The sequence below is a fragment of the Ruegeria sp. CDSB013 genome (assembly GCF_059611165.1).
In genome coordinates this window covers 218667-237847 of sequence record NZ_JBXWPA010000006.1, presented here as the reverse complement: position 1 = coordinate 237847, position 19181 = coordinate 218667, and the positions used below count along the sequence as shown (strand labels likewise).

The window sequence follows — 19181 nt, the reverse complement described above, 5'->3', positions numbered from 1 at the left end:
ACGTCTGGCTTCCTGCTATTCGCCGAGATCGCAGGATAGGTGTATCCAGTAAGTCGCTGACTTTGGCCGTTCCAAATATTTGCGACAGAACCGTTTACAACAGATGCCTTTCCGAGGTTGCCCACCAGCGCAATGCGAATGCCATCACAGCTTGGTCGTCATTTTGTAACCAGAAGGAAAATAGAGTTTGGCGTGAGTTACGTTGTTCTCCACCAGCCAAGTGGTTCTTTCGATGGTGAACAAGGCCGTTCCTTCGTTTTCCCCTAGGAACTCCGCAACCTCCAGATTGGCGTTGGTCGCTGAAAACGTCAGTTCGATCTCGGTAAACGGAACCTCACGGACAAGCCACTCGTTTGGCCCAATTTCTTCGAACGACTGATCGCGTGCCTGAGGAATGGTCGCAAGATTGATCCAGCGCTCTTCGAACTGAAAGGCTTTGTTTGAGGCAAAGTGCATACATCTGAGATGTAGAACCTCACCCCCTTTTGGGATTTTGACCTGAGCGCGCAACCAGCCGGGGGCGGCGATGATCTCGCGCTCTACAAGCGAATATCGATAGGCGGCCCCGAGGTTGGTGATTTCTTCCCGAATAAGCGGAATTGTGATCCGGGCCTGGCGCGTCGGGGCTGTTTTAACCCGTGTTCCTGCCTTGCGCTTACGCTCAAGAACACCATCATCAACCAGTTCGCGCATTGCACGGTTTACCGTGGCCCGTGCACAGCCAAATTCCTTGGCAAGCTGAATCTCACCAGGCACTACCGCGCCGGGAGGCCAGGTGTTGTCGCGGATGCGGCCAAGGATGTTTGATTTTATATCCTGATAGCTCACCCGCACGACAAATGGCCTATTATATGTCTAAATTTATTGCATAATGTTTGTACTCGTATGTGGCGAGGGATTGCAACCGTCGGCGCGTCCAATTCGAACAACAGCAAGCATATGCAGCTTTCCTATGATCGACCCGAAATGCGAGCAGCAATGAAGCATGTCCGAACCAGAACCCTGGGGCCCATCCTGTGGAAAAACGGCATGGGGACCACGCGAGAAATTGCACGGGCAAGTGGCGAGCAGGGCGTCATCTGGCGTGTGAGCCTTGCTGAAGTCGAAGCTGACGGGCCATTTTTCACATTTCCGGACATGTCTCGTATCCTGACCGTTGTCGAGGGAGATGGCTTTGATCTGGTTGGCCCTGCAACACCGTTGAACGCGCGGTTTTCCGATCCACTGAGGTTTTCAGGCGATCTTGAATTGTCGTGTCGGCTGACAGCGGGTCCAGTGCGCAATTTTAATGTAATCTATGATCCTGTTCAGTGCGCTGCATCCGTGGATTGCCTGACCGGTGAGGACACTCATGAGATCCAAGCGGGTCCGAACGAAGTTCTGTGTCTGTTTTCAGTGTACAAGGGCTGCTCTATCGACGGACACAGGGTTGAGCCCACTGAGGCTGGGATCCTCAAGGATGGCAATTTCACAGCCATCGGTTTTGAAGACAGCATTACATTATTGGCGCGCCTCAAGAACCGATAGCGGGCAAGAGAACCTCAATCTACTATGGGAGGTAACTTGGCTGTCACGCATTGAAATTAGCCCGGGGTGCATTTTTGCGCGCGAAGTTCCGACAGGTGGCTCAGCAATGCGTTCGCTGTTTTCCACGTCACCTGCTCCTTTTCTTCGGCGGTCAGTACTGCCGGAACAACCGCATGCGTATAAGGATCGTCCGTGAAGATCGGATAATCCGATCCCAGCATAATCCTGTCTGCACCCAAAAGCTTAACAGCTGCCTCCAACGCACGTGGCCCAAGCGAAGCGCAATCGTACCAGAGCCGACGCAGACGCTGGGTCGGGAACGGATCATCCGGGTTGCGATGCCGCGCAATGCTTTCTAACCGCTCAAAAATAAAGGGGAGCGTGCCGCCCAAATTGACTATCTGAAAGGAAACAGCCGGGTAAGAATCCAACAGGTCTGACATGATCATGGTCAAGGCGACCTGAGAAGCGCTGGATTGCAGTTCCACTGCGGACAGTCGGTATTGCATCAGGTCCGCGGGGCGCGGCGGCGGGTTTTGCCCGACTTTCAGACCAGGGTGCAGCATGATGTGACAGCCGTATTCGTTTGCCGCTTCCAATAGCGGTCGCAATGAGTCAGCTTCGGCCAGAGAGTTGAAATAGTTCGACGGCAAAATAATTCCCGGCAAACCCAGATCGCGACGAACACGGCGAAGCTCTGCACAGGCAATATCAAGATCATCCAGCGGCACTCCGGCCAGCCCGATCAGGGCACCATCGCTATCAATTCCCAACTGGGCAAGGTGATCGTTAAAGGCAGAGATGACCGGTGCAATTTCCGTGGCGGGCAACAGATCAGCGCCAAGTGCTCCGGGGAAGGTCAGCAAGCGGTGCGTCAGTCCCTGCTTTCGCATTTCGGCCAGACACACTTGCGGGTCATGATAGGCATCGGTGAACGGAAATTCTCCATTCATCGCTGACATCACAGTGACCCCATCTCTGCGCGTTCGGAGGCGAGGATGCGACTTTCGGGCGCGCAAAGTTTCGACCAGCCCACCACCGTAGTAATGGGAATGCATGTCAATGCGCATATCGGTCTCTCCTGACATCTCGATTACTGACGTAGCGCACAGAAAAGGCCCACCGATTGATTATCACAGCGGGCCTTTTACAGTGTCAAAGTCAGAACGTTACAGGCCCCATTTTGCGGCGGTCGCCGCGAAGAATCCCTGCGACTGGCGCAGTTCGATCCAGCTGTTCACGTAGTTGATCCATACCTGATCGCTTTGGGGCATCAGCATCGCGATCGGTGTCGGTGCACGCGCCTCAGTTACTTCAATCTGACGCAGGTTTGGGAATTTTTCGAGCAAGGTCGAACCTTCGATATTCGATGTGATGAAAACATCAGCGCGCCCTGCCAGAACCTCTTGGAAACCGCGTGCCGGTGCCTCAACAACCTTGATATCAGCGTCAGGGAACCACTCGCGGACGCTTTTCTCGAATGTCGTCCCCAAGGTGGTCGCAACCTTGACTTCCCCGTTGTTGATCGAGTCCCAATCCGAGAAGTTTTCAGCCTTTTCTTCAGTCGTAAAGGGATAGATTTCAACTGAGATATAGCTATTCGAATACCCGGCAGCTTTCAGGCGGGGCGGGCTGATAGAGGCCGAACCTGTAATGTGATAGTTCCCGGCAACGACACCGTTTACCAGGGTCTTCCAATCCGTTGCCACGAATTCAAGCTCCACGCCCAGATCTTCGGCGAGTTGGGTCATGACGTCGATATCATATCCCTTGTAGGAATTGGTTGCCGGATCCCGGACGGACATCGGGTTCCAGTCGCCGGTTGTCCCGACTTTCAGCACCCCATTGTTCAGTATGTCATTCAGAGCCGATTGGGCATTGGCCGCCCCTGTGAGCATTCCAAGTACAAGACCCGCGGCCAGGCCCATTGATTTCAGCAGCTTCATCGCTTCCTCCCCTTTTGTTCGCGCGTTCGCAACCAGATTTATGTCTGTATTTATCACATTTTGTATAGTTTTAATTTGAAGGCAAAGCTAGTCTTACGCTAACAATCTCAAAGGGGCAGGTCTATGTCAGATGCATCGCCGGTCATCACAATCCGCGACTTGAATAAGTGGTACGGAGACTATCACGCGCTCAGAGACATCAATCTGGATGTCTCGCTTGGGGAAAGAATTGTTGTATGCGGGCCTTCGGGATCCGGCAAATCAACGCTCATACGATGTGTGAATTCTCTGGAGGAGCATGATTCCGGTTCGATCACGGTCGACGGGATCAAAATGACGGACAAAAAGGCCGCCGAAGAAATCCGATCCGAGGTTGGCATGGTGTTTCAGCAGTTCAACTTGTTCCCCCACCTGACAATTCTCCAAAATCTGACGCTAGGACCAATCAAGGCACGTGGCCTGTCGAAATCGGACGCGGAAGAACGCGCCATGACATATCTCGAACGAGTCCGGATTCCTGATCAGGCGCACAAGCGGCCAACCGAACTTTCCGGTGGTCAGCAACAACGGGTCGCCATAGCGCGCTCACTTTGCATGGAGCCCAAGATCATGCTTTTTGACGAGCCCACCTCGGCGCTAGACCCCGAAATGATTTCAGAAGTGCTCGACGTGATCGTGGATCTTGCCCAAGAGGGAATGACGATGATCTGCGTCACCCACGAGATGGGGTTCGCGCGCAAGGCAGCGGACCGGATGATCTTTATGGATCAGGGCGAGGTGATCGAAACAGGTACACCCGAAGATTTCTTCGAGGCACCTAAATCAGAACGTTGCAAGCTTTTCCTCAGCCAGATCCTTCAGCACTAAGGGGTATCACATGAAACGTACAACGCTTGTCGCTCTTTGTGCGCTTGTCATTCTCGCCGGTTGTAGTTCTTCGGGCAACTGGGGATGGTACGTCGTCAACCCCTCTACAGAAACGGGTCAGAACAACATCCGATTTCTTTTGTCGGGTTTCTGGTCGACGATCAGCCTGTCGTTGATTGCCGCCGTTCTATCAATGGCCATCGGGCTTCTGGTTGCCCTGCCGGGCATGTCTTCAAACCGATGGCTGCGGTTACCAAGCAGGGTCTACATTGAATTCATCCGCGCCATACCGCTCCTGCCGATGTTGTTCTGGGTATTTTACGGATTCCCGGTTGTTCTGAAATCAATCGGTATCAATATCAGCATCGACGCGTTCTGGGGCGCGATCATCACGCTGGCCATTTCGGATAGTGCATTCACCGCCGAGATCTACCGCTCGGGCATCCAGTCGATTGACAAGGGTCAGACCGAAGCGGCAAAAACTGTTGGCCTGAACTACCGCCAGACGATGCAGTATGTAATCCTGCCGCAGGCGATTAAGCGGATTCTACCCCCGTTGGCGAACCAGTTCATCTATATTGTAAAGATGTCCGCCTTTGCCTCGGTGATCGGGATGCAGGAGTTGACGCGCCGTGCCAACGAGTTGGTCGTAACGGAATACCGACCGCTTGAGATCTATACGCTTTTGATCTTTGAATATCTTGTTCTCGTCCTGATCATCAGCTTCTTCGTGCGCTGGCTGGAACGAAAAATGAGATCGGACGAAAGCCGCTGATCAATGAACAAAGCTGGCGAAATCCGCGGCGACGGCCTGCGCCGCGGCATTGACGAGTTCACGCCCGTGTTCGGGTCGGGCCAGTTCAGAATAGGACCCAACGCGCCCATCGGGAAAGTCGCGCCGATGTTCATCGGGCGGCCCATGGCGGTCACCCGCGTGGGCCGCGATGTACTCGGCAGAAAGCTTGCGCGGAGGACTCGTGACTCTGGCCTGAACAACGCGATGGGTGGCCTGTGTAATCGCGACCTCGGATGGGGTGGCGTGCATACCCTCCCAGTCGCCGTAGTAGCCACGTCGGAGTTTGTTGACCCGGTCAAAGTCCCACCAGCTCCGAATTCGGACTGTCGCACTTACGTCGTGGGCCGCCTTCCGCAAGGGCTCAAGGTTGGCACCGTGGCCGTTCAAAACATAGATCATCGAGAATCCATGGTGGGCCAGCCCATGCATAACCTCTCTCGCCAGATCGCCGTAGAGACCGGTGCTCAGCGAGACGGTGCCCGGAAAGCTCATGTTGAACGGCGCAGGGGCGTAAGCCAGTTCGGGTGCCACTATCGCGCTAGCGATATCGGCCGCAGCCCAGGCGATCTCGCGCGCGCAAATGGCATCCGTACCGATCAGACCGATGGGTCCGTGCTGTTCGATGGACCCGGTCGGCAGAATAACTCCCTTTCGGGTTTTGAGGTATGTCTCGACCTCGGTCCAGGTCATCTCTTCCAATCGCATATTGCCAGCTAACAGAACCATTCAAGAAAAGGAAAGACACGATGTCCTGGAGCGGATTTCTCACTGAAACAATGGAACGTATAGGCGTTTTGCAGAAACAGGCGCCGGATATGTTCGAGGGGTTCAACTCGATGTCCAAAGCCGCCAAACGCAATGGCGCGCTGGATGAAAAGACCAAGGAGCTGATCGCCCTGGGCATTGCAATTTCGACGCGTTGCGACAGTTGTATCGGGTTTCACACCAAATCGCTTGTCCGGCTCGGCACTACCCGCGAGGAGTTTTGCGAAGCATTGGAGATGATCGGCTATATGGGTGGCGGTCCTTCGATCGCCTTTGGCGCAAAAGCGCTGGAAGCGTTTGACGAGTTCACTGGTGCCGGTGCTTAGGGGCCAAACTAAGGCAGCGTGCATCTTTTTCTGTCATCCGTCAGAGCTGTTGACCCACTGAACAGCACCTTCATCTGGTTTTGTCGCCAAGATTTGAGCCCGTTGAGTTGTTTGAGCACTCGCTTGTGAGTCAGGTGGCGAGCTCAGCGAACTGCTGAAATGGACAAAGTTCGGGCGTGAGTTGGCCGCTATGGATCATGTGCGACACTTCGCTTCCGTCGAGCGTTGCCGCCGCTGAAGCAATGGTCTTGAACCTGCACATGTGGCGTACCCTCTGAATGAATGGGATGTGTCGCAAACTTTTGGAAGGGCCAGTGGCGGCGATTTACTGGCACGCCTATGGTTCTGTTGCAAATTTTTGAGCATGGCGAGCTGAATCAGCGATCGTATCGGTGTTACCCGGCTAGTTCGGCAAAATGTTTGAATGGACAGACTCCAGGCGTAAGTTGCCGTTTGCGCACATGTTTTGAGAACTGGGGCAAGCCGCGGAGCTTTTGAGCCGCAGATCCAATTGAATTCCTGAGTCAAGCTGGTCAATTTCGAACCAGTTGTTTCCAATTTTGCACGAACTCGCGTGGTAGTTGCCGTTATGACATTGCGTAAATGGATTTGATCTGAGGAAACTCCATGGCAACGCCCGGCAATTTTATCTTTTTTGTGACAGACAATCATGCGCGCAACTTTCTTGGCGCAGCGGGGCATTCAATTGTGCTCACCCCGAGCCTGGACAAACTTGCCGGGCGTGGGGTTCGTTTTGAAAACGCTTACGCCGCCACAACTTTGTGTTGCCCAGCTCGCGCAGCGATCGCCACGGGCCAGTATCCTCACCAAACCAGGTTCTGGGATAACGCGACGATGTATGATGGATCAGTTAAGACCTGGCACCATCGGCTGCGCGACGCAAACGTGCCAGTCACTGCAATTGGGAAACTGCATTATCGGTCAGAGCAAGATGACAATGGATTTGCCGAGGAAATTCACACGATGCACGTAGTCGATGGCATTGGATCCCCACTGACGTTGTTGCGAGCAACTGAAGATGGGGTACCAAGTCGGGCGGGTCACAAGGCAATCTATGGGAATTCTGGGCCGGGAGAGACAGATTACCAGATTTATGACCGCCAGATCACCGAACGCGCAATCGACTGGTTGCGCGCCAATGCCGACAACGCTGAGCCGTGGGCCTTGATCGTGTCTTATCCCAGTCCGCATCCCGCGTTCCGGGCGAAACAGGAGTTCTGGGATCTGTACACTCCGGAAGACATGCCTTTGCCGTCCACGTGGGAAGCGACAGATCGCTATGACCATCCAGCTATGGCGTATCTTGCGTGGATGAATCAGTTGCCTCAGGGCATGGACGAAGCATTCTTGAGAAATGCCTATGCCGGATACTGCGCCCTGATCACTCAGACCGACGCAGAAATTGGCAAAGTAATTGATATGGCTGAAGAACTGGGCCTGACTGACGCCACGCGGATAGCTTACACATCGGATCACGGAGAGGCAATTGGTGCTCATGGTATTCTGGGCAAGGCCAATCTGTATGAGCATTCCGCCGGTGTTCCACTAATTTTGGCCGGTCCAGGATTGCCGGAGGGTAGGACGGTATCAGATTGTGTCAGTCATGTGGACCTGTTCCCGACTATTTTGGATCTGTTTGACGTGCCAACCCCAAAGGACGGGGGCCTGCCGGGTTGGTCGCTTTTGCAAGTGATCAATGGCGAGCAGCCAAAGAGAACGGGGTTTTCCGAGTATCATGCGATGGGAAGTGTAAATTCCAGTTTCCTGATACGGCAGGGTGACTGGAAACTGATCTATCACGTCGATATGCCCAACCAGCTTTTTAATCTGGCGACTGACCCTGATGAAGCAATCGATTTGCTGGCCGGTGGGAACACCCACCCAAAAGAGGCAGAGCTTTCGGCACTGCTGTGCGAGATGGTCAATCCCGAAGAGCTGAACGCGCTCAGCAAGGCTGATCAGTTGGCCCGGATTGATGAGTTGGGCGGCTATGACGCGGTAAGAAACTCCGGCTCCATTGCGGCCTCGCCCATTCCCGGCAAGAAAGTCAATCTGGAGAAGATCTGAGCCTGCCGATTAGTCGGCATCCAGTATCTTGTCCAATTCTTGCCTATACGCCAGAACCTCATGTCGGATCGCTTCTTTCATGAGTGCAGCGGCTCCGTCGACTTCATTGTCGACGGGGACGACGAAGCCAACAGGAATAGAATGCTGTGTATTAATGCGGCGCAGCACATGGGTTTCCCCAAGCAGGGCCTTGGAGAAAATGCCGTCCGTAATGGTCAAACTGCCGACTGCCAGCCCGATATTGATCGCGACGTCAACCGTTCCGCTTTCTTGCCGAACGTTTGGGATCAGCCCCGCGCTGTCGAACACCCGAGCAATGCGTTGACGCATGATCGAACCGCTCTCTATCAGCGACAGAGGTTCATTGGCCAAAGCCTGAACAGGAATTTCACGTTGGTCAGACAAACCATGTGTCCGAGGTAAAGTAACGCACAAGGGAAAGTCGATGATTGGCTCTCCGCGAACGCCGGCATGCACCACGGGAACCGTCGTGAGCGCAATGTCGAACATGCGCGATGCAGCCCAACGTTTGATACTATGTCGGGCCTCAACGCTGATGCTGACACGAGTGTTGGACTTGGTCTCACGGTAATAGCGGCGAACGGCGTTTGGGAGAATTTGCTCGGCCATTCGCGGAAACCCGAGTATCCGGATCGTCTGCTCCTTGGTCGCGCCATTCCGAATGGCATCGGAAATTCGCGGCAGCTCATCTACGACACTGAGCGCTCGAATTGCTTCGGGTAAAAAGGTTTCAGCTGCCTCGGTAGGGATCAGGCGCTGCCGTTCTCTGCTAAACAGTTTCAGTTCCAGATCACGCTCTAACGCCGATAGCATTCTGCTGGCCGCAGATGGCGTCAAATGCATCTTCTCAGCGACGCTTGCGATTGTCCCTGCCTGCATGACCTCAACAAACAGCCTGAGTGAGGGAATTTTGGGCATTCTGGCGGACATTTCTGAACCCTGACTTGGTGCCAATTTGGTGTGTTTTGGGAACCAACTTGCCGGAATTATTCAATCCGTGCACGAGCTAATCCATCAGCTCGTGATCCGAATTTCTTCTAACACTCATATCAAAAAGGTATTTTTGAACCGAATCCCGCGTTGATACTGTTTTTACCAAATCTGGGATCTCTGATTGGATCCGTCGGTTCGAAAGTGGGGCACAAATGAACAATGACGCAATTGCGGCCGCCAAAGAGGTCATGCATCGCCATGTGCAGGCACTGAATGCGCGTGATGCCACGGGCATATCAACGACGCTCCACTTTCCACATTATCGATTGTCCGGCGAGGCGGTAAAGATCTGGGAAACCCCAGACAGCTATTTCAGCGATTTTAAGACGAGGGCTGGGGGCGATTGGGGCCATACCGAATGGGGGCATCTGAACGTGCTGCAATCCAGCGAAAGCAAAGTGCATTTGGACGTAATGGTGAACCGGTTCGACCACGACAGGCTGCCCTTGGTGTCTTTTCCTTCGCTGTGGGTGGTTACACGGATTGATGGTATTTGGGCGGCGCAGATGCGGTCATCGTTTGCGCAGGATCTGCGTTGAACTGATATCAGATTTTCTTCTTTCTCTGGCACGGCTATAGTGGTTTAGACTGCTTAAATTGCTAGAGTTTGATATGAACATCCGTCAGCTTCGCTATTTCATTTCAATCGTTGATCAGGGCAGTGTTTCCAGTGCCGCGAGGGTACTCCATATTGCCCAGCCCGCGTTGAGCCAGCATATCGCAAATCTGGAAGAAGAACTTACCACCGAATTGCTGATACGCTCATCACGGGGGGTCAAACCGACAAAGGCTGGCGAAGTTCTGTATCAACACGCCCGCAAGATAGTGGCGCAGATGAAGCAAGCCACCGATGACGTCCGGAAAGAGGCGGATACGCCCCGTGGTGAAGTTTCGATCGTCGTGCCGCCGATGTTGGGCGTTCATGTTGCGCCGTTGTTGTTGGAAAGGGTGGCCGAGAAGTATCCCGAGGTCGAGCTTCGAATTCTGGAGGAGCTGGCGTTGAACGTGAAAGAGATGATTGAAAACAGCCGCGTGGATCTGGGTATCCTGGCGACCCGCGAAAAAGCGTCCAAGGCTGAGTATCTGCATCTCTATACGGAACCTTTGTACTTGGTGACCCGACGCAAAGAGGGCGACAAACCCTGTTCCGGGGATGAAACCATCGATGTCAAAGCCTTGTTCTCTACGCCATTGGTCTTGAGCCAGCAGTCTCATGCTGTCCGCGAAATTGTCGAAGATGTGGCTGAAAAGATGGGTCGAGCGCTGAACTTGCGTGTCACAACAGAATCCGCCCGGCTGAGGCTTAGCTACATCCGCAGCGGTGTAACGTCGGGTGTGCTGCCGTGGCCGTCAATTGATGCACTTTGGCGCCGCGGGGAAATCTCTGCAAAACGTTTGGTCAAGCCAGATTTGATCCGCGAAGTTTACTTGACCTGGCCACGCAATCAGCCGCTGAACGCGGGATCGCGGGCCGTTCGGCAAGAGTTGCTGGATATCTGCCACGAACTGTTTGACAGCGGTATTATCCGAGGCACGTTTCGGCATGTGCAAACCGAAGGTCAGAAGCCGTAAAGGCGCGCCGGATTATCTGACAGGATTGCTTTCCGAGTTTCTGCGGATGGGGCCCAAGTCGCCAATTCATCCAACAAATCGCCGTCATTGGGCATAGCGACCGGAATATGTGGGTGCGGCCAGTCGGTCCCAAAGACAACCTGATCTGGGTTCGCCGCAACCAATGCCTGCGCGACGCGTGTGACATCTTCATAAGGCAGCGTAGCCCGACCAGTGATCCGATATGCGCCTGAAAGTTTGCTCCAGGCCTTGCCTGTGCCCATCAGGTTCAACAAAGCCTGAAACCCTTCTGAATCGATGCCCCCTGCCACTGGAAAGTGCCCCATATGGTCAAAAACGGTCTGCAGCGGCAGGGTCGAGAAAAAGGCGTAAAGATCGGGGAAAGCGCTGACGTCGAGCAACACCTGAAGATGCCAGCCCATCGGCGCGATCTTGTCGGCGATAGTGCGTACCTCGGTCATCGCCTTTTCACCGCTGAACAGCAGATTGGCCCGGACTCCGCGCACGCCCTGATCATGCATGTGCTGCAACTCATCCTCGGTGATCGAAGCGTCAACCACGACCACAGCACGGTAGCGTTCAGGGTCGGTAGCCGTGGCCTCAAGCGTCGCACGATTGTCGGTGCCGTAAATGCTGGGCTGTACGATAACAGCGCGCTGAAACCCCAATGTTTTAAGCAAATGTTCATATGATGCCAATGACGCTTCCGGAGGGGTATACAATCTGTCCGGCACCATCGGGTACCGTTCTGGCGGGCCGAACACGTGGGAATGGCAATCGCAGGCCAATGGTGGCATTGTAAATTGCGGCGCGCGCGGTGCCCCATCCGGGGCCGCGCAGCTCGGGATTTCTGCGTTGGCCCCAGTCATGTCGAGGTGCCGTTTGACGCGACAAAGTCAGCGTTAACGCCCGGGGCAGGGGTTGCGCCAAACCCGCCACGTTCCAGTACCGCCTCAACACCGCCATGTTTCGCGATGATCGCCGCCTGATCAGCTTTGGCCTGACGGTCAACCGCATCCGGGTCACAAACCTTGAGCAGTTCAGTATGCAGTTGGGCACGGGTCGCTTCGTACTCGGGCGCGGTCCCCAGATCGATGACTTCACCCGGGTCGGTGTCAAGATTGAAGAGCTGTGGCTCATAGCCGGTGTAATAAATGTATTTCCACGGGCCCTTGCGGATCATGAATGCCCCCGACATGGCGCCGGCAGCATGATACTCTGAGAATACAGCGCGGTCAGGGCAATCTTCCTCAGCCGCAATCCGGAACAACGAGCGGCCGGGCAACTCAGGGTCATTGGCCTTAAGACCAGCGCACTCCAGTACGGTGGGAAAGACATCTGCCAGCGACACCGGTGTCTTGCTGACCTTGCCGCCGGGCACGTCTGGTCCGGCCAAGATCAATGGAATGGCGGCGGCCTCTTCGTACATGTTGGATTTGCCCCACATGCCACGCTCGCCCATGTTGTCGCCGTGGTCGCTGACATAGATGACATTTGTGTTGTCGTTCAGCCCAGCAGCTTCGATCGCATCCAGAATTCGGCCAACATTGTAGTCCATGAAACTGACCAGCCCAAAATAACCGGTCAGCGCGGCCTGTGTGCGTTCCTCATTAAAATTGTCGTAGACAAAGCAATGGCGCAGTGCCTTGAGCCAGGGGTGGTCATCCTCGCGCGCAGGTTTCGAAGGTTTGAGATCCATGTCCTTGTACAGGTCATAAAACTCCTGTGGTGCGGTCAGCGGGAAATGGGGCGCAACCATCGAGATGAAAACTGTCCATGGCTTGTCGCCCGCCTGTTCATTGCCACGTTCGGCAATCCATTCGCATGCGGCATCGGTGATGTTGCGATCATAGGTGGTGTACGAAGTTTCACCTGCGCCTGCGCTGTCGGCCAGATCGCGGGCTTTCCAACGGCGCGGCAACGGCTCTCGTACACATCCCAGCACGTCGCCGACACCGTTGACCAGATGCATCGGGATCTGCTGGAAATCCAACCCGACTGGGTCAGATGCGTTGCGGTAGTGCAGTTTGCCGATCGAACCCACCGGGTTACCGTTTTGCTGCAGGTAATGGCCCCATGACTTCGGCTCGCCCGTGTAAGGTGTGGCATTGTCCCAATGGCCGGTCTGATGGCCATATTTACCAGTTGCAAAACTGGCGCGTGCAGGCACGCAGATGGGCGCGTTGGTATAGGCGTTTTCGAATAAGGTGCCCCGCGCGGCCAGCCGGTCAAGATTGGGTGTCTTGATAAATGGGTGTCCGGCGCATCCCATGATGTTGGATGCGTGTTCATCAGACATCAGGACAATCATGTTAGGGGTGGTCATTGCGGCCTCCATTTTGTGCGTGCGCTTCAATCCGCGCCAAAAGTGCGGAGCTGGGATGTGCGGGTTTGACGTTGCCATACCGCCCCGTCTGGGATCGGCAGGAAAACCCGGTCGCCAAAGCGCCAGTTCCGGCAGCGTTTAAGGGTTCGCGCCAAGACATTTCGAAAAGTTGGCTAGACATGTCGCGGTGTTCGGCTTCGTGGCCGAACAGCCCAGCCATGCCGCAACACCCGGTGCTGGCGATGTCGAGCGTCAGGCCGAAATGCCGAAACACTGCTTGCCAGCGCCGGGGGGTGGCGGGGTCGGCTGTTTTCTCGGTACAGTGTGAAAACAAGGTATAGCGCCCCGTGTCATCAACGGGCATTTGGGGAAGTGAGTGCAGAATGTCAGACAGGAATAGGTCCAATGACATGACTTTTCGCGCGCCCAGATCGTATTCCTTGTTCAGCAGGTCGGTCACGGCGGGTTCAAGGCTGATCAAGGGCAGATCGTCGGGCATGACCCGCAACAAAAAAGCGGTTGTCTGATCGCGCTGCGTTTCAAAGGCATCCATCATGCCACGCACCTGCCGTGCCTTGCCATTGGCCACAGGTGGAATGGCCCAGACAGTAAATCCCAGCTTCTTCAACAGGGCTGTTGATTGCGCAACCACGCCGGTGTCGAATGCGCCAGTGAAACTGTCGAGGATCAAAAGTGCCGGATTCTGACCCCATTTCGATGGTGTCGTGTCCGGATAAACAATGTGACCCCCGGCGTTTTGCACCGCCTGTTCTGCGGTCAGCGGCGCATAGCGCGGGATATCGACAAGGCCAAATCCCCGGTTCAACACAGCCCTGGTCAAGCTGTTCCCCAACACCAGATTTGCCAGACGCGGCAGCTTGCGGAAGGCAAGCGAAAGCCCCTCCATGTGGCGCAGCAGGTGATCGCGTGCAGGGCGCGCGCGGGTCTGGAAGTACTGATGCAAAAAGGCGGATTTCATCGCCGGGATATCTACGCGGACCGGACATTGACCGGTGCAGGATTTGCAGGACAGGCACGTGTCCAGACTGCGTTTCAGCGCCTCTTCAACAAGGGCGGCATCCTCGCCGGTTGAGCGCAGACGCGCCCATTCGCGGAATAGGCTGGCGCGACCCTTGGGGGCCTGAACCTTATCGTGCGTAGCCTTGTAGGACGGGCACATTGGATCGCTAGGTGCCCAGTTGTGGCACGCCCCGTTGCCATTGCAGGCAATCGCGCGTTCGAAGGCGCCAAAGTTTTCTTCGTTGATTTCCGCATCGCGAGGGCCGCGCATGGGTACGGCGTCGATCTTCATCACCGTCAGATCGCTTTCGGCGGCTGTCACCAACTTGCCGGGGTTCAGGCGATTGTCGGGATCAAACCAAGCCTTGATTTTGCGCATCACCGCATAAAGCTCGGGACCAACATAGCGTTCAACATATTCGCCGCGCACGCCCTTGCCATGCTCGCCCCAAATCAGGCCTCCGTGTTTCTGACACAGGTCCGATACCGCGTCCGAGACTTTGCGGATCATCGCCCGATCCTGCGGCTCTCGCATGTTCAGCATTGGGCGGACATGGACGCAGCCGACATCTGCATGCCCAAACATGCCATAAGATAACTCGAATTGATCCAGAAGCGCGCCGAATTCGGCGACAAAGGATGACAAGTTTTCGGGCGGTACAGCGGCATCTTCGACAAAAGGCAGCCCGATCCGCTTTGTCTCAACCGCGGCCAGCAGTCCTACAGAGCGTTTGCGCATTTCCCACAATGCTGACATTTCGTCGGGTTCTGCCGTGGTCACCTGTGCTGTGACATACACGTGGTTTTGGTTCAGAATTCGGGCCAGACGTTCTTGACCGGCTGTGACCTCTTCAACCGTTTCACCGATGAACTCGACAAACAGGAACCCGCCAGCATCGCCGATCTGGCCCAGCACGCCCTCAAGCTCGCTCCACATGGGCGAGGCGGCGGCAAGGGCAAGGATCTTGTCATCCAGAAACTCTATTGCGCTTGGATCTGCCTGCACCAGATGCGGAACATGTCTGAGCGCCAAAGTGCAGTCGTCATAAGCCAGAACTGTCAGCGCCCGTTGTTTTGGAATTGGTGTCAGTCGCAGGGTCAATTGCGTGGTCAGCGCCAATGTCCCCTCTGACCCGGCCAGAAGCTTGATAAAGTCGAATTCACCCGACGTGCCGCGCGCCTGATCAAGGTTATAGCCGGTCAGCCCCCGGTTCAGCTTTGGGAAACGTCGGGCGATCTCGGCGGCCTTGTCGTCCAAGTCCTGACGCAGAGCATGTCCCATTTGACCAAGCTCCGCATCAAGTGATCCGCGAGTGGTGACAGAGACAGGCCGTCCGTTGGCCAGAATTACATCCGCTGCGATGACATGATCAGACATGCGCCCATAGATCCGGCTGCCTTTGCCGCTGGCATCGGTGGCAAACATACCGCCGATTGTTGCCCGAGAAGATGTCGACACCGTGGGTGCAAAGAAAAATCCGTGGGGTTCGAGAAAAGTGTTGAGCTGGTCCAGCACGACACCGGGCTGAACCGTGACAGTTCCCGCCTGCAGATCCAGGGTCTCGATACCCCGCATGTGGCGCGACATGTCTACAATCACACCTGCGTTCAGCGATTGCCCGTTGGTTCCCGTTCCACCACCGCGTGCTGTCAGGGCAATGTCATGCTCTTGCGCCAATCGGGCCAGTATTGCGACGTCCTTGCCGGATTTGGGAAACAGAATCGCGTCGGGAGTAATGTGATAGATGCTGTTGTCCGTGGCGGCGACCAGACGAGCGCCTTCATCGTTTTCGACATCACCAGAAAATCCCTCTATGCGCAGCGCATCGAGATACCGAGACAAGGATTCGGAGGGGTGATCCAGCATGTTAGCGATCCTGCAGGGTTGGTCCGGGCGCAAATACGCCCGAACCCATGGTTTCAGGTTTGCGGCGTGGGCGCTTGGTTCGACGTCCGCATGCGGGCGATGATCCGAATACCAATGGCAACCAGCGGTATGGCAAAGAACACCAGCGCAACAGGACGGTGCAGGAAGATGCCAAAGCCGTCATCGGTCAGTAGCACCGATTGGCGCAGCGCTTGTTCGGCACCTGGTGCCAGAACAAAAGCAATGATCGTGGCAGCGGGGCTGAAGTTCAGAGTCCGCATGAAGTAGCCGATCAGACCAAAGAGGCAGGCAACGGTGACATCGAACATCGACGAGCGCGCCGTGTAGGCCGAGATCAGCGCCACCGCCAGGATCGTTGGATAGATCAGGCGCTGCGGCACCTTGTCGATCACACGACCGATCAGTGGACCACCGAACCAGCCAATGAGACCATATAGAGCGATCCCGATCAATCCGGCTGCGAACAAACCGTAAACGATGTCGCCCGAGGTCTCAAAGATCTTTGGCCCCACTTGGATGCCATGGATCAGAAACACGCCCATGAGCATCGCCGCAATGGTCGATCCGGGCACACCAAGCGCCAAAAGCGGGATCATCGACGGACCGGACACGGCGTTATTGGCCGCTTCAGGTGCCGCGACGCCTTCGATCGCCCCTTTGCCCCATTCATCTTTGTTTGCAGCTTTCGCCCTGGACGAACCATAAGCCACAAAACACGCCACGGCGGAGCCAACACCCGGAATCAGACCCACCATCGAACCGATCACCGAACCACGCCCGATGAAGGGCAGGCAGCGCTTGACCTCGGCCCAGCTTAGGCGGTCGTCATCGGGATTCTTGGCGCGGATTTCGTCATGATGTTCTTGACCTTTGCGCGCAGGGAAAACTTGAGCAAAAACTTCGGAGATCACGAACAGACCAATAAGAAGCGGTACCAGCGAGAAGCCGTTGTAGAGTTCGACCATACCGAAATCGAACCGCGGCTCGGATGTAATCGGATCCAGACCGATCATCGCCAGCGTTGCCCCAAACAGAGTCGATGCGATGCCTTTGAGTACCGAGTCTGAAATGACAGAACCGATGATCAGGAAGGCACAGACATAGATCGCGAAGTAATCGGGCGGACCCAATTCTCGGGTCAACTGCGCAATAGTCAGAGCGCCAAAAATCAGGATGAACTCACCGACAAAGTCGCCAATGACCGAGGCCACAGTCGCCGTTTTCAACGCCTTGCCCGCCTGTCCTTTCTTGGTCAGCGCGTGCCCGTCGATCACTGTGGCCGCAGCCGCCGTTGTCCCAGGCGTGTTGAACAGGATCGCGGAAATCGACCCCCCGAACCGTCCAGCCTTGCCGATGACGTAAAGAAACGCCAATGCCGACAGCGGGTCGATGTAGTACGTGATTGGCACCAGCATGGCGATCGCGGCCGAGGCCGTCAGCCCCGGCACAGCACCCACGATGACACCCAGGACCGCGCCAAGCACTACAAACATAAGCGTCTCGGGCGTGGTGAAGATGGTGTAGAAACCGTTCAGAAGTTCCATGTCATATCCCTCACTTCAGCCCGATCAGGGCCAGGGGGTTGAAAATGGTCGCCTCCGGTTCAAACACGGTCATCAGCTTGAAGAACAGCAGATAGAGCGCGACGGTCGCACAGACAGGCAACAGGATCAGGGCAGGGCCACGCACGGCGAAGATCAACGCGGCTACCAAAAGCAGCACGAAACAGGCTGTGACGTAACCAAAGGCGCCGAACATCCAGACGAAGGCGATTCCCAAAGCAAAGAGCGGCACTGCGTCGGAAAAGAAGCGTTTGATCTCAAAGCTTGACTTGTCAGCAGGGGCGACTTGCTTGCGCAGGCCAAAAACAGTCATGGTCACGCCGATCAAGCCCAGGGCGACACAGATGGCTTGTGGAAAGAACCTTGGTCCGATGCCTTCCTCATCAATGAAATCCAGCGAGATGTTGAAGGATTTCCAGAAAAAGAAAGCCGCGAGCACCACCAAGGCCAATCCGGCAAAAATGTTGTGGCGCGCAGTCTTGCGCGCCACTTCACTTTGAACACCCTCGGTCATTCCAGGGTTTCCAACAACTTGCCCCACTCGACCTTCGAGTTTTCGATAGCCGACGCGGTATCGGGGCCGCTCACGCTCGAAGTCGGCAGGCCGGCCTTGGAGAGGGTGTCGATATAGGCAGTTTCCTGAGTGATCGCGACCAAGGCATCGGACAGTTGCGCAACAACCTCGTCAGAGGTGCGAGCAGGAGCCATCACGATCATCGGGGTTGAAACTGGGATGAAGTCGACGCCCAGTTCCTTGGCCGAAGGGGCATCAGGCGCCGCCGGGTGACGGTCGTTTGACAACACGGCCAGCAGGCGCACGTCGTCCTCAAACCCACGGCCCAGGTGCGCGCCCATGACGCCAAAATCAACATCTGCGCTGGTCAGCGCAGCACGCACGCCTGAGCCACCTTTGAATGGAACGTCCTTGGCTTTGACGTCGTTGGGGTTCAGAACACCCAGACCCGCCATGTGCCAGACGTTGCCGCGACCAGTGTGACCCCAACGCAGTTTGGTGTCCGAAGTTTTGGCTGCTTCGATCAACTCGTCCAGCGATTGGATCGGCGAACCAGTGGGGACAAAGATGCCGGCGGTCAGCTCACCAATGGTGCCGACCATTTTGAAGTCTTTTTCCGAAACAACCTGTGGTTTGATCAGATTTTTCAGAACCATCGAACCCGCGGACGCCAGATAGAGGGTGTACCCGGTGGGCGGCTGGTCTGCAACAAAGCGACCACCAACAAGGCCGCCACCTCCGGGTTTATTGACGACAACAACGGGCTGCCCGTCCAGATGTGCGTCAGCCGCGCTGGCCAGCGCACGGGCGTAGGTGTCGGTGCCGCCGCCTGCCTTGAAGCCGACGATCAGGTCGATCGGGCGCTCGGGAAAATCCGCAGCCTGTGCCATGGAAGCGGCAACCGCTAGGACAGTGCCGGTTAAGGCTGTTTTGATCTTAGCAAGTGTGAACACGTTTGTTTCCTCCCAAA

General features: G+C 55.6%; 18 protein-coding genes. 7 read left to right on the top strand and 11 right to left on the bottom strand.

What is annotated here, in order from left to right; all coding sequences use genetic code 11:
- Positions 1-144: 144 nt before the first annotated feature.
- Positions 145-828 (bottom strand): histidine utilization transcriptional repressor HutC, encoded by a 684-nt coding sequence (gene hutC, locus AC2FJF_RS12900; protein ID WP_496725764.1) that lies wholly within the window; start codon positions 826-828, stop codon positions 145-147.
- 111 nt (positions 829-939) lie between these two features.
- Here hutC and AC2FJF_RS12895 point away from each other — a divergent pair, with 111 nt between their 5' ends.
- Positions 940-1527 (top strand): HutD/Ves family protein, encoded by a 588-nt coding sequence (locus tag AC2FJF_RS12895; RefSeq protein ID WP_496725763.1) that lies wholly within the window; start codon positions 940-942, stop codon positions 1525-1527.
- Between the two features lie 56 nt (positions 1528-1583).
- On the opposite strand, the gene AC2FJF_RS12890 is transcribed toward AC2FJF_RS12895, so the two are convergent.
- On the bottom strand, positions 1584-2597 hold the full coding sequence (locus AC2FJF_RS12890) for an amidohydrolase family protein (protein WP_496725762.1): 1014 nt from the start codon (positions 2595-2597) through the stop codon (positions 1584-1586).
- A 99-nt stretch (positions 2598-2696) separates the two neighbouring features.
- Complete coding sequence (locus tag AC2FJF_RS12885) at positions 2697-3473, bottom strand: transporter substrate-binding domain-containing protein (protein ID WP_496725761.1); 777 nt, start codon at positions 3471-3473, stop codon at positions 2697-2699.
- 123 nt (positions 3474-3596) lie between these two features.
- Between AC2FJF_RS12885 and AC2FJF_RS12880 the strand changes: the two genes are divergently transcribed.
- A complete protein-coding gene (locus AC2FJF_RS12880) occupies positions 3597-4340 on the top strand; it encodes an amino acid ABC transporter ATP-binding protein (RefSeq protein WP_496725760.1) in 744 nt (247 codons plus the stop codon).
- Between the two features lie 10 nt (positions 4341-4350).
- Positions 4351-5115 carry an amino acid ABC transporter permease gene (locus tag AC2FJF_RS12875; RefSeq protein WP_496725759.1) on the top strand — a complete coding sequence of 255 codons (765 nt, stop codon included), beginning with the start codon at positions 4351-4353 and terminating at the stop codon, positions 5113-5115.
- On the opposite strand, the gene AC2FJF_RS12870 is transcribed toward AC2FJF_RS12875, so the two are convergent.
- A complete protein-coding gene (locus tag AC2FJF_RS12870) occupies positions 5116-5862 on the bottom strand; it encodes a creatininase family protein (RefSeq protein ID WP_496725758.1) in 747 nt (248 codons plus the stop codon).
- Between the two features lie 20 nt (positions 5863-5882).
- Between AC2FJF_RS12870 and AC2FJF_RS12865 the strand changes: the two genes are divergently transcribed.
- Together AC2FJF_RS12865 and AC2FJF_RS12860 are read left to right on the top strand one after the other, a co-directional pair.
- Positions 5883-6227, top strand: a complete 345-nt coding sequence (locus tag AC2FJF_RS12865; protein ID WP_496725757.1) for a carboxymuconolactone decarboxylase family protein — start codon at positions 5883-5885, stop codon at positions 6225-6227.
- A gap of 627 nt (positions 6228-6854) precedes the next feature.
- Positions 6855-8315 (top strand): sulfatase family protein, encoded by a 1461-nt coding sequence (locus tag AC2FJF_RS12860; RefSeq protein ID WP_496725756.1) that lies wholly within the window; start codon positions 6855-6857, stop codon positions 8313-8315.
- Between the two features lie 9 nt (positions 8316-8324).
- Here the strand turns inward: AC2FJF_RS12860 and AC2FJF_RS12855 are convergent, their stop codons facing one another.
- Positions 8325-9254 carry a LysR family transcriptional regulator gene (locus AC2FJF_RS12855; RefSeq protein WP_496725755.1) on the bottom strand — a complete coding sequence of 310 codons (930 nt, stop codon included), beginning with the start codon at positions 9252-9254 and terminating at the stop codon, positions 8325-8327.
- A gap of 227 nt (positions 9255-9481) precedes the next feature.
- Here AC2FJF_RS12855 and AC2FJF_RS12850 point away from each other — a divergent pair, with 227 nt between their 5' ends.
- Complete coding sequence (locus AC2FJF_RS12850) at positions 9482-9868, top strand: hypothetical protein (RefSeq protein WP_496725754.1); 387 nt, start codon at positions 9482-9484, stop codon at positions 9866-9868.
- A gap of 73 nt (positions 9869-9941) precedes the next feature.
- A complete protein-coding gene (locus tag AC2FJF_RS12845) occupies positions 9942-10901 on the top strand; it encodes a LysR family transcriptional regulator (RefSeq protein WP_496725753.1) in 960 nt (319 codons plus the stop codon).
- On the opposite strand, the gene AC2FJF_RS12840 is transcribed toward AC2FJF_RS12845, so the two are convergent.
- The 6 genes from AC2FJF_RS12840 to AC2FJF_RS12815 are packed head-to-tail and all read right to left on the bottom strand — an operon-like array spanning position 10889 to position 19164.
- Positions 10889-11770, bottom strand: a complete 882-nt coding sequence (locus AC2FJF_RS12840; RefSeq protein ID WP_496725752.1) for an amidohydrolase family protein — start codon at positions 11768-11770, stop codon at positions 10889-10891. The genes AC2FJF_RS12845 and AC2FJF_RS12840 overlap by 13 nt on opposite strands.
- Entirely contained in the window at positions 11767-13227 is a 1461-nt protein-coding gene (locus AC2FJF_RS12835) for a sulfatase family protein (protein ID WP_496725751.1), read from the bottom strand. Before AC2FJF_RS12835 ends, AC2FJF_RS12840 begins: the two co-directional genes overlap by 4 nt.
- Entirely contained in the window at positions 13214-16114 is a 2901-nt protein-coding gene (locus tag AC2FJF_RS12830; protein WP_496725750.1) for an FAD-binding and (Fe-S)-binding domain-containing protein, read from the bottom strand. The genes AC2FJF_RS12835 and AC2FJF_RS12830 overlap by 14 nt, the downstream gene beginning before the upstream one ends.
- A 53-nt stretch (positions 16115-16167) precedes the next feature.
- Positions 16168-17679, bottom strand: a complete 1512-nt coding sequence (locus tag AC2FJF_RS12825; RefSeq protein ID WP_496725749.1) for a tripartite tricarboxylate transporter permease — start codon at positions 17677-17679, stop codon at positions 16168-16170.
- A 10-nt stretch (positions 17680-17689) separates the two neighbouring features.
- On the bottom strand, positions 17690-18211 hold the full coding sequence (locus tag AC2FJF_RS12820; protein ID WP_496725748.1) for a tripartite tricarboxylate transporter TctB family protein: 522 nt from the start codon (positions 18209-18211) through the stop codon (positions 17690-17692).
- On the bottom strand, positions 18208-19164 hold the full coding sequence (locus tag AC2FJF_RS12815; RefSeq protein WP_496725747.1) for a tripartite tricarboxylate transporter substrate binding protein: 957 nt from the start codon (positions 19162-19164) through the stop codon (positions 18208-18210). Before AC2FJF_RS12815 ends, AC2FJF_RS12820 begins: the two co-directional genes overlap by 4 nt.
- Positions 19165-19181 lie beyond the last annotated feature (17 nt).

What these genes read in the sequence shown, in the direction of transcription:
- AC2FJF_RS12835 (WP_496725751.1), bottom strand. Translation starts at nt 13,227, where the DNA reads ATGACCACCCCTAACATGATTGTCCTGATGTCTGATGAACACGCATCC.
- AC2FJF_RS12845 (WP_496725753.1), top strand. Translation starts at nt 9,942, where the DNA reads ATGAACATCCGTCAGCTTCGCTATTTCATTTCAATCGTTGATCAGGGC.
- AC2FJF_RS12890 (WP_496725762.1), bottom strand. Translation starts at nt 2,597, where the DNA reads ATGCGCATTGACATGCATTCCCATTACTACGGTGGTGGGCTGGTCGAA.
- AC2FJF_RS12875 (WP_496725759.1), top strand. Translation starts at nt 4,351, where the DNA reads ATGAAACGTACAACGCTTGTCGCTCTTTGTGCGCTTGTCATTCTCGCC.
- AC2FJF_RS12860 (WP_496725756.1), top strand. Translation starts at nt 6,855, where the DNA reads ATGGCAACGCCCGGCAATTTTATCTTTTTTGTGACAGACAATCATGCG.
- AC2FJF_RS12870 (WP_496725758.1), bottom strand. Translation starts at nt 5,862, where the DNA reads ATGGTTCTGTTAGCTGGCAATATGCGATTGGAAGAGATGACCTGGACC.
- AC2FJF_RS12825 (WP_496725749.1), bottom strand. Translation starts at nt 17,679, where the DNA reads ATGGAACTTCTGAACGGTTTCTACACCATCTTCACCACGCCCGAGACG.
- AC2FJF_RS12855 (WP_496725755.1), bottom strand. Translation starts at nt 9,254, where the DNA reads ATGCCCAAAATTCCCTCACTCAGGCTGTTTGTTGAGGTCATGCAGGCA.
- AC2FJF_RS12885 (WP_496725761.1), bottom strand. Translation starts at nt 3,473, where the DNA reads ATGAAGCTGCTGAAATCAATGGGCCTGGCCGCGGGTCTTGTACTTGGA.
- AC2FJF_RS12840 (WP_496725752.1), bottom strand. Translation starts at nt 11,770, where the DNA reads ATGACTGGGGCCAACGCAGAAATCCCGAGCTGCGCGGCCCCGGATGGG.
- AC2FJF_RS12895 (WP_496725763.1), top strand. Translation starts at nt 940, where the DNA reads ATGCAGCTTTCCTATGATCGACCCGAAATGCGAGCAGCAATGAAGCAT.
- AC2FJF_RS12820 (WP_496725748.1), bottom strand. Translation starts at nt 18,211, where the DNA reads ATGACCGAGGGTGTTCAAAGTGAAGTGGCGCGCAAGACTGCGCGCCAC.
- AC2FJF_RS12850 (WP_496725754.1), top strand. Translation starts at nt 9,482, where the DNA reads ATGAACAATGACGCAATTGCGGCCGCCAAAGAGGTCATGCATCGCCAT.
- AC2FJF_RS12830 (WP_496725750.1), bottom strand. Translation starts at nt 16,114, where the DNA reads ATGCTGGATCACCCCTCCGAATCCTTGTCTCGGTATCTCGATGCGCTG.
- AC2FJF_RS12865 (WP_496725757.1), top strand. Translation starts at nt 5,883, where the DNA reads ATGTCCTGGAGCGGATTTCTCACTGAAACAATGGAACGTATAGGCGTT.
- AC2FJF_RS12880 (WP_496725760.1), top strand. Translation starts at nt 3,597, where the DNA reads ATGTCAGATGCATCGCCGGTCATCACAATCCGCGACTTGAATAAGTGG.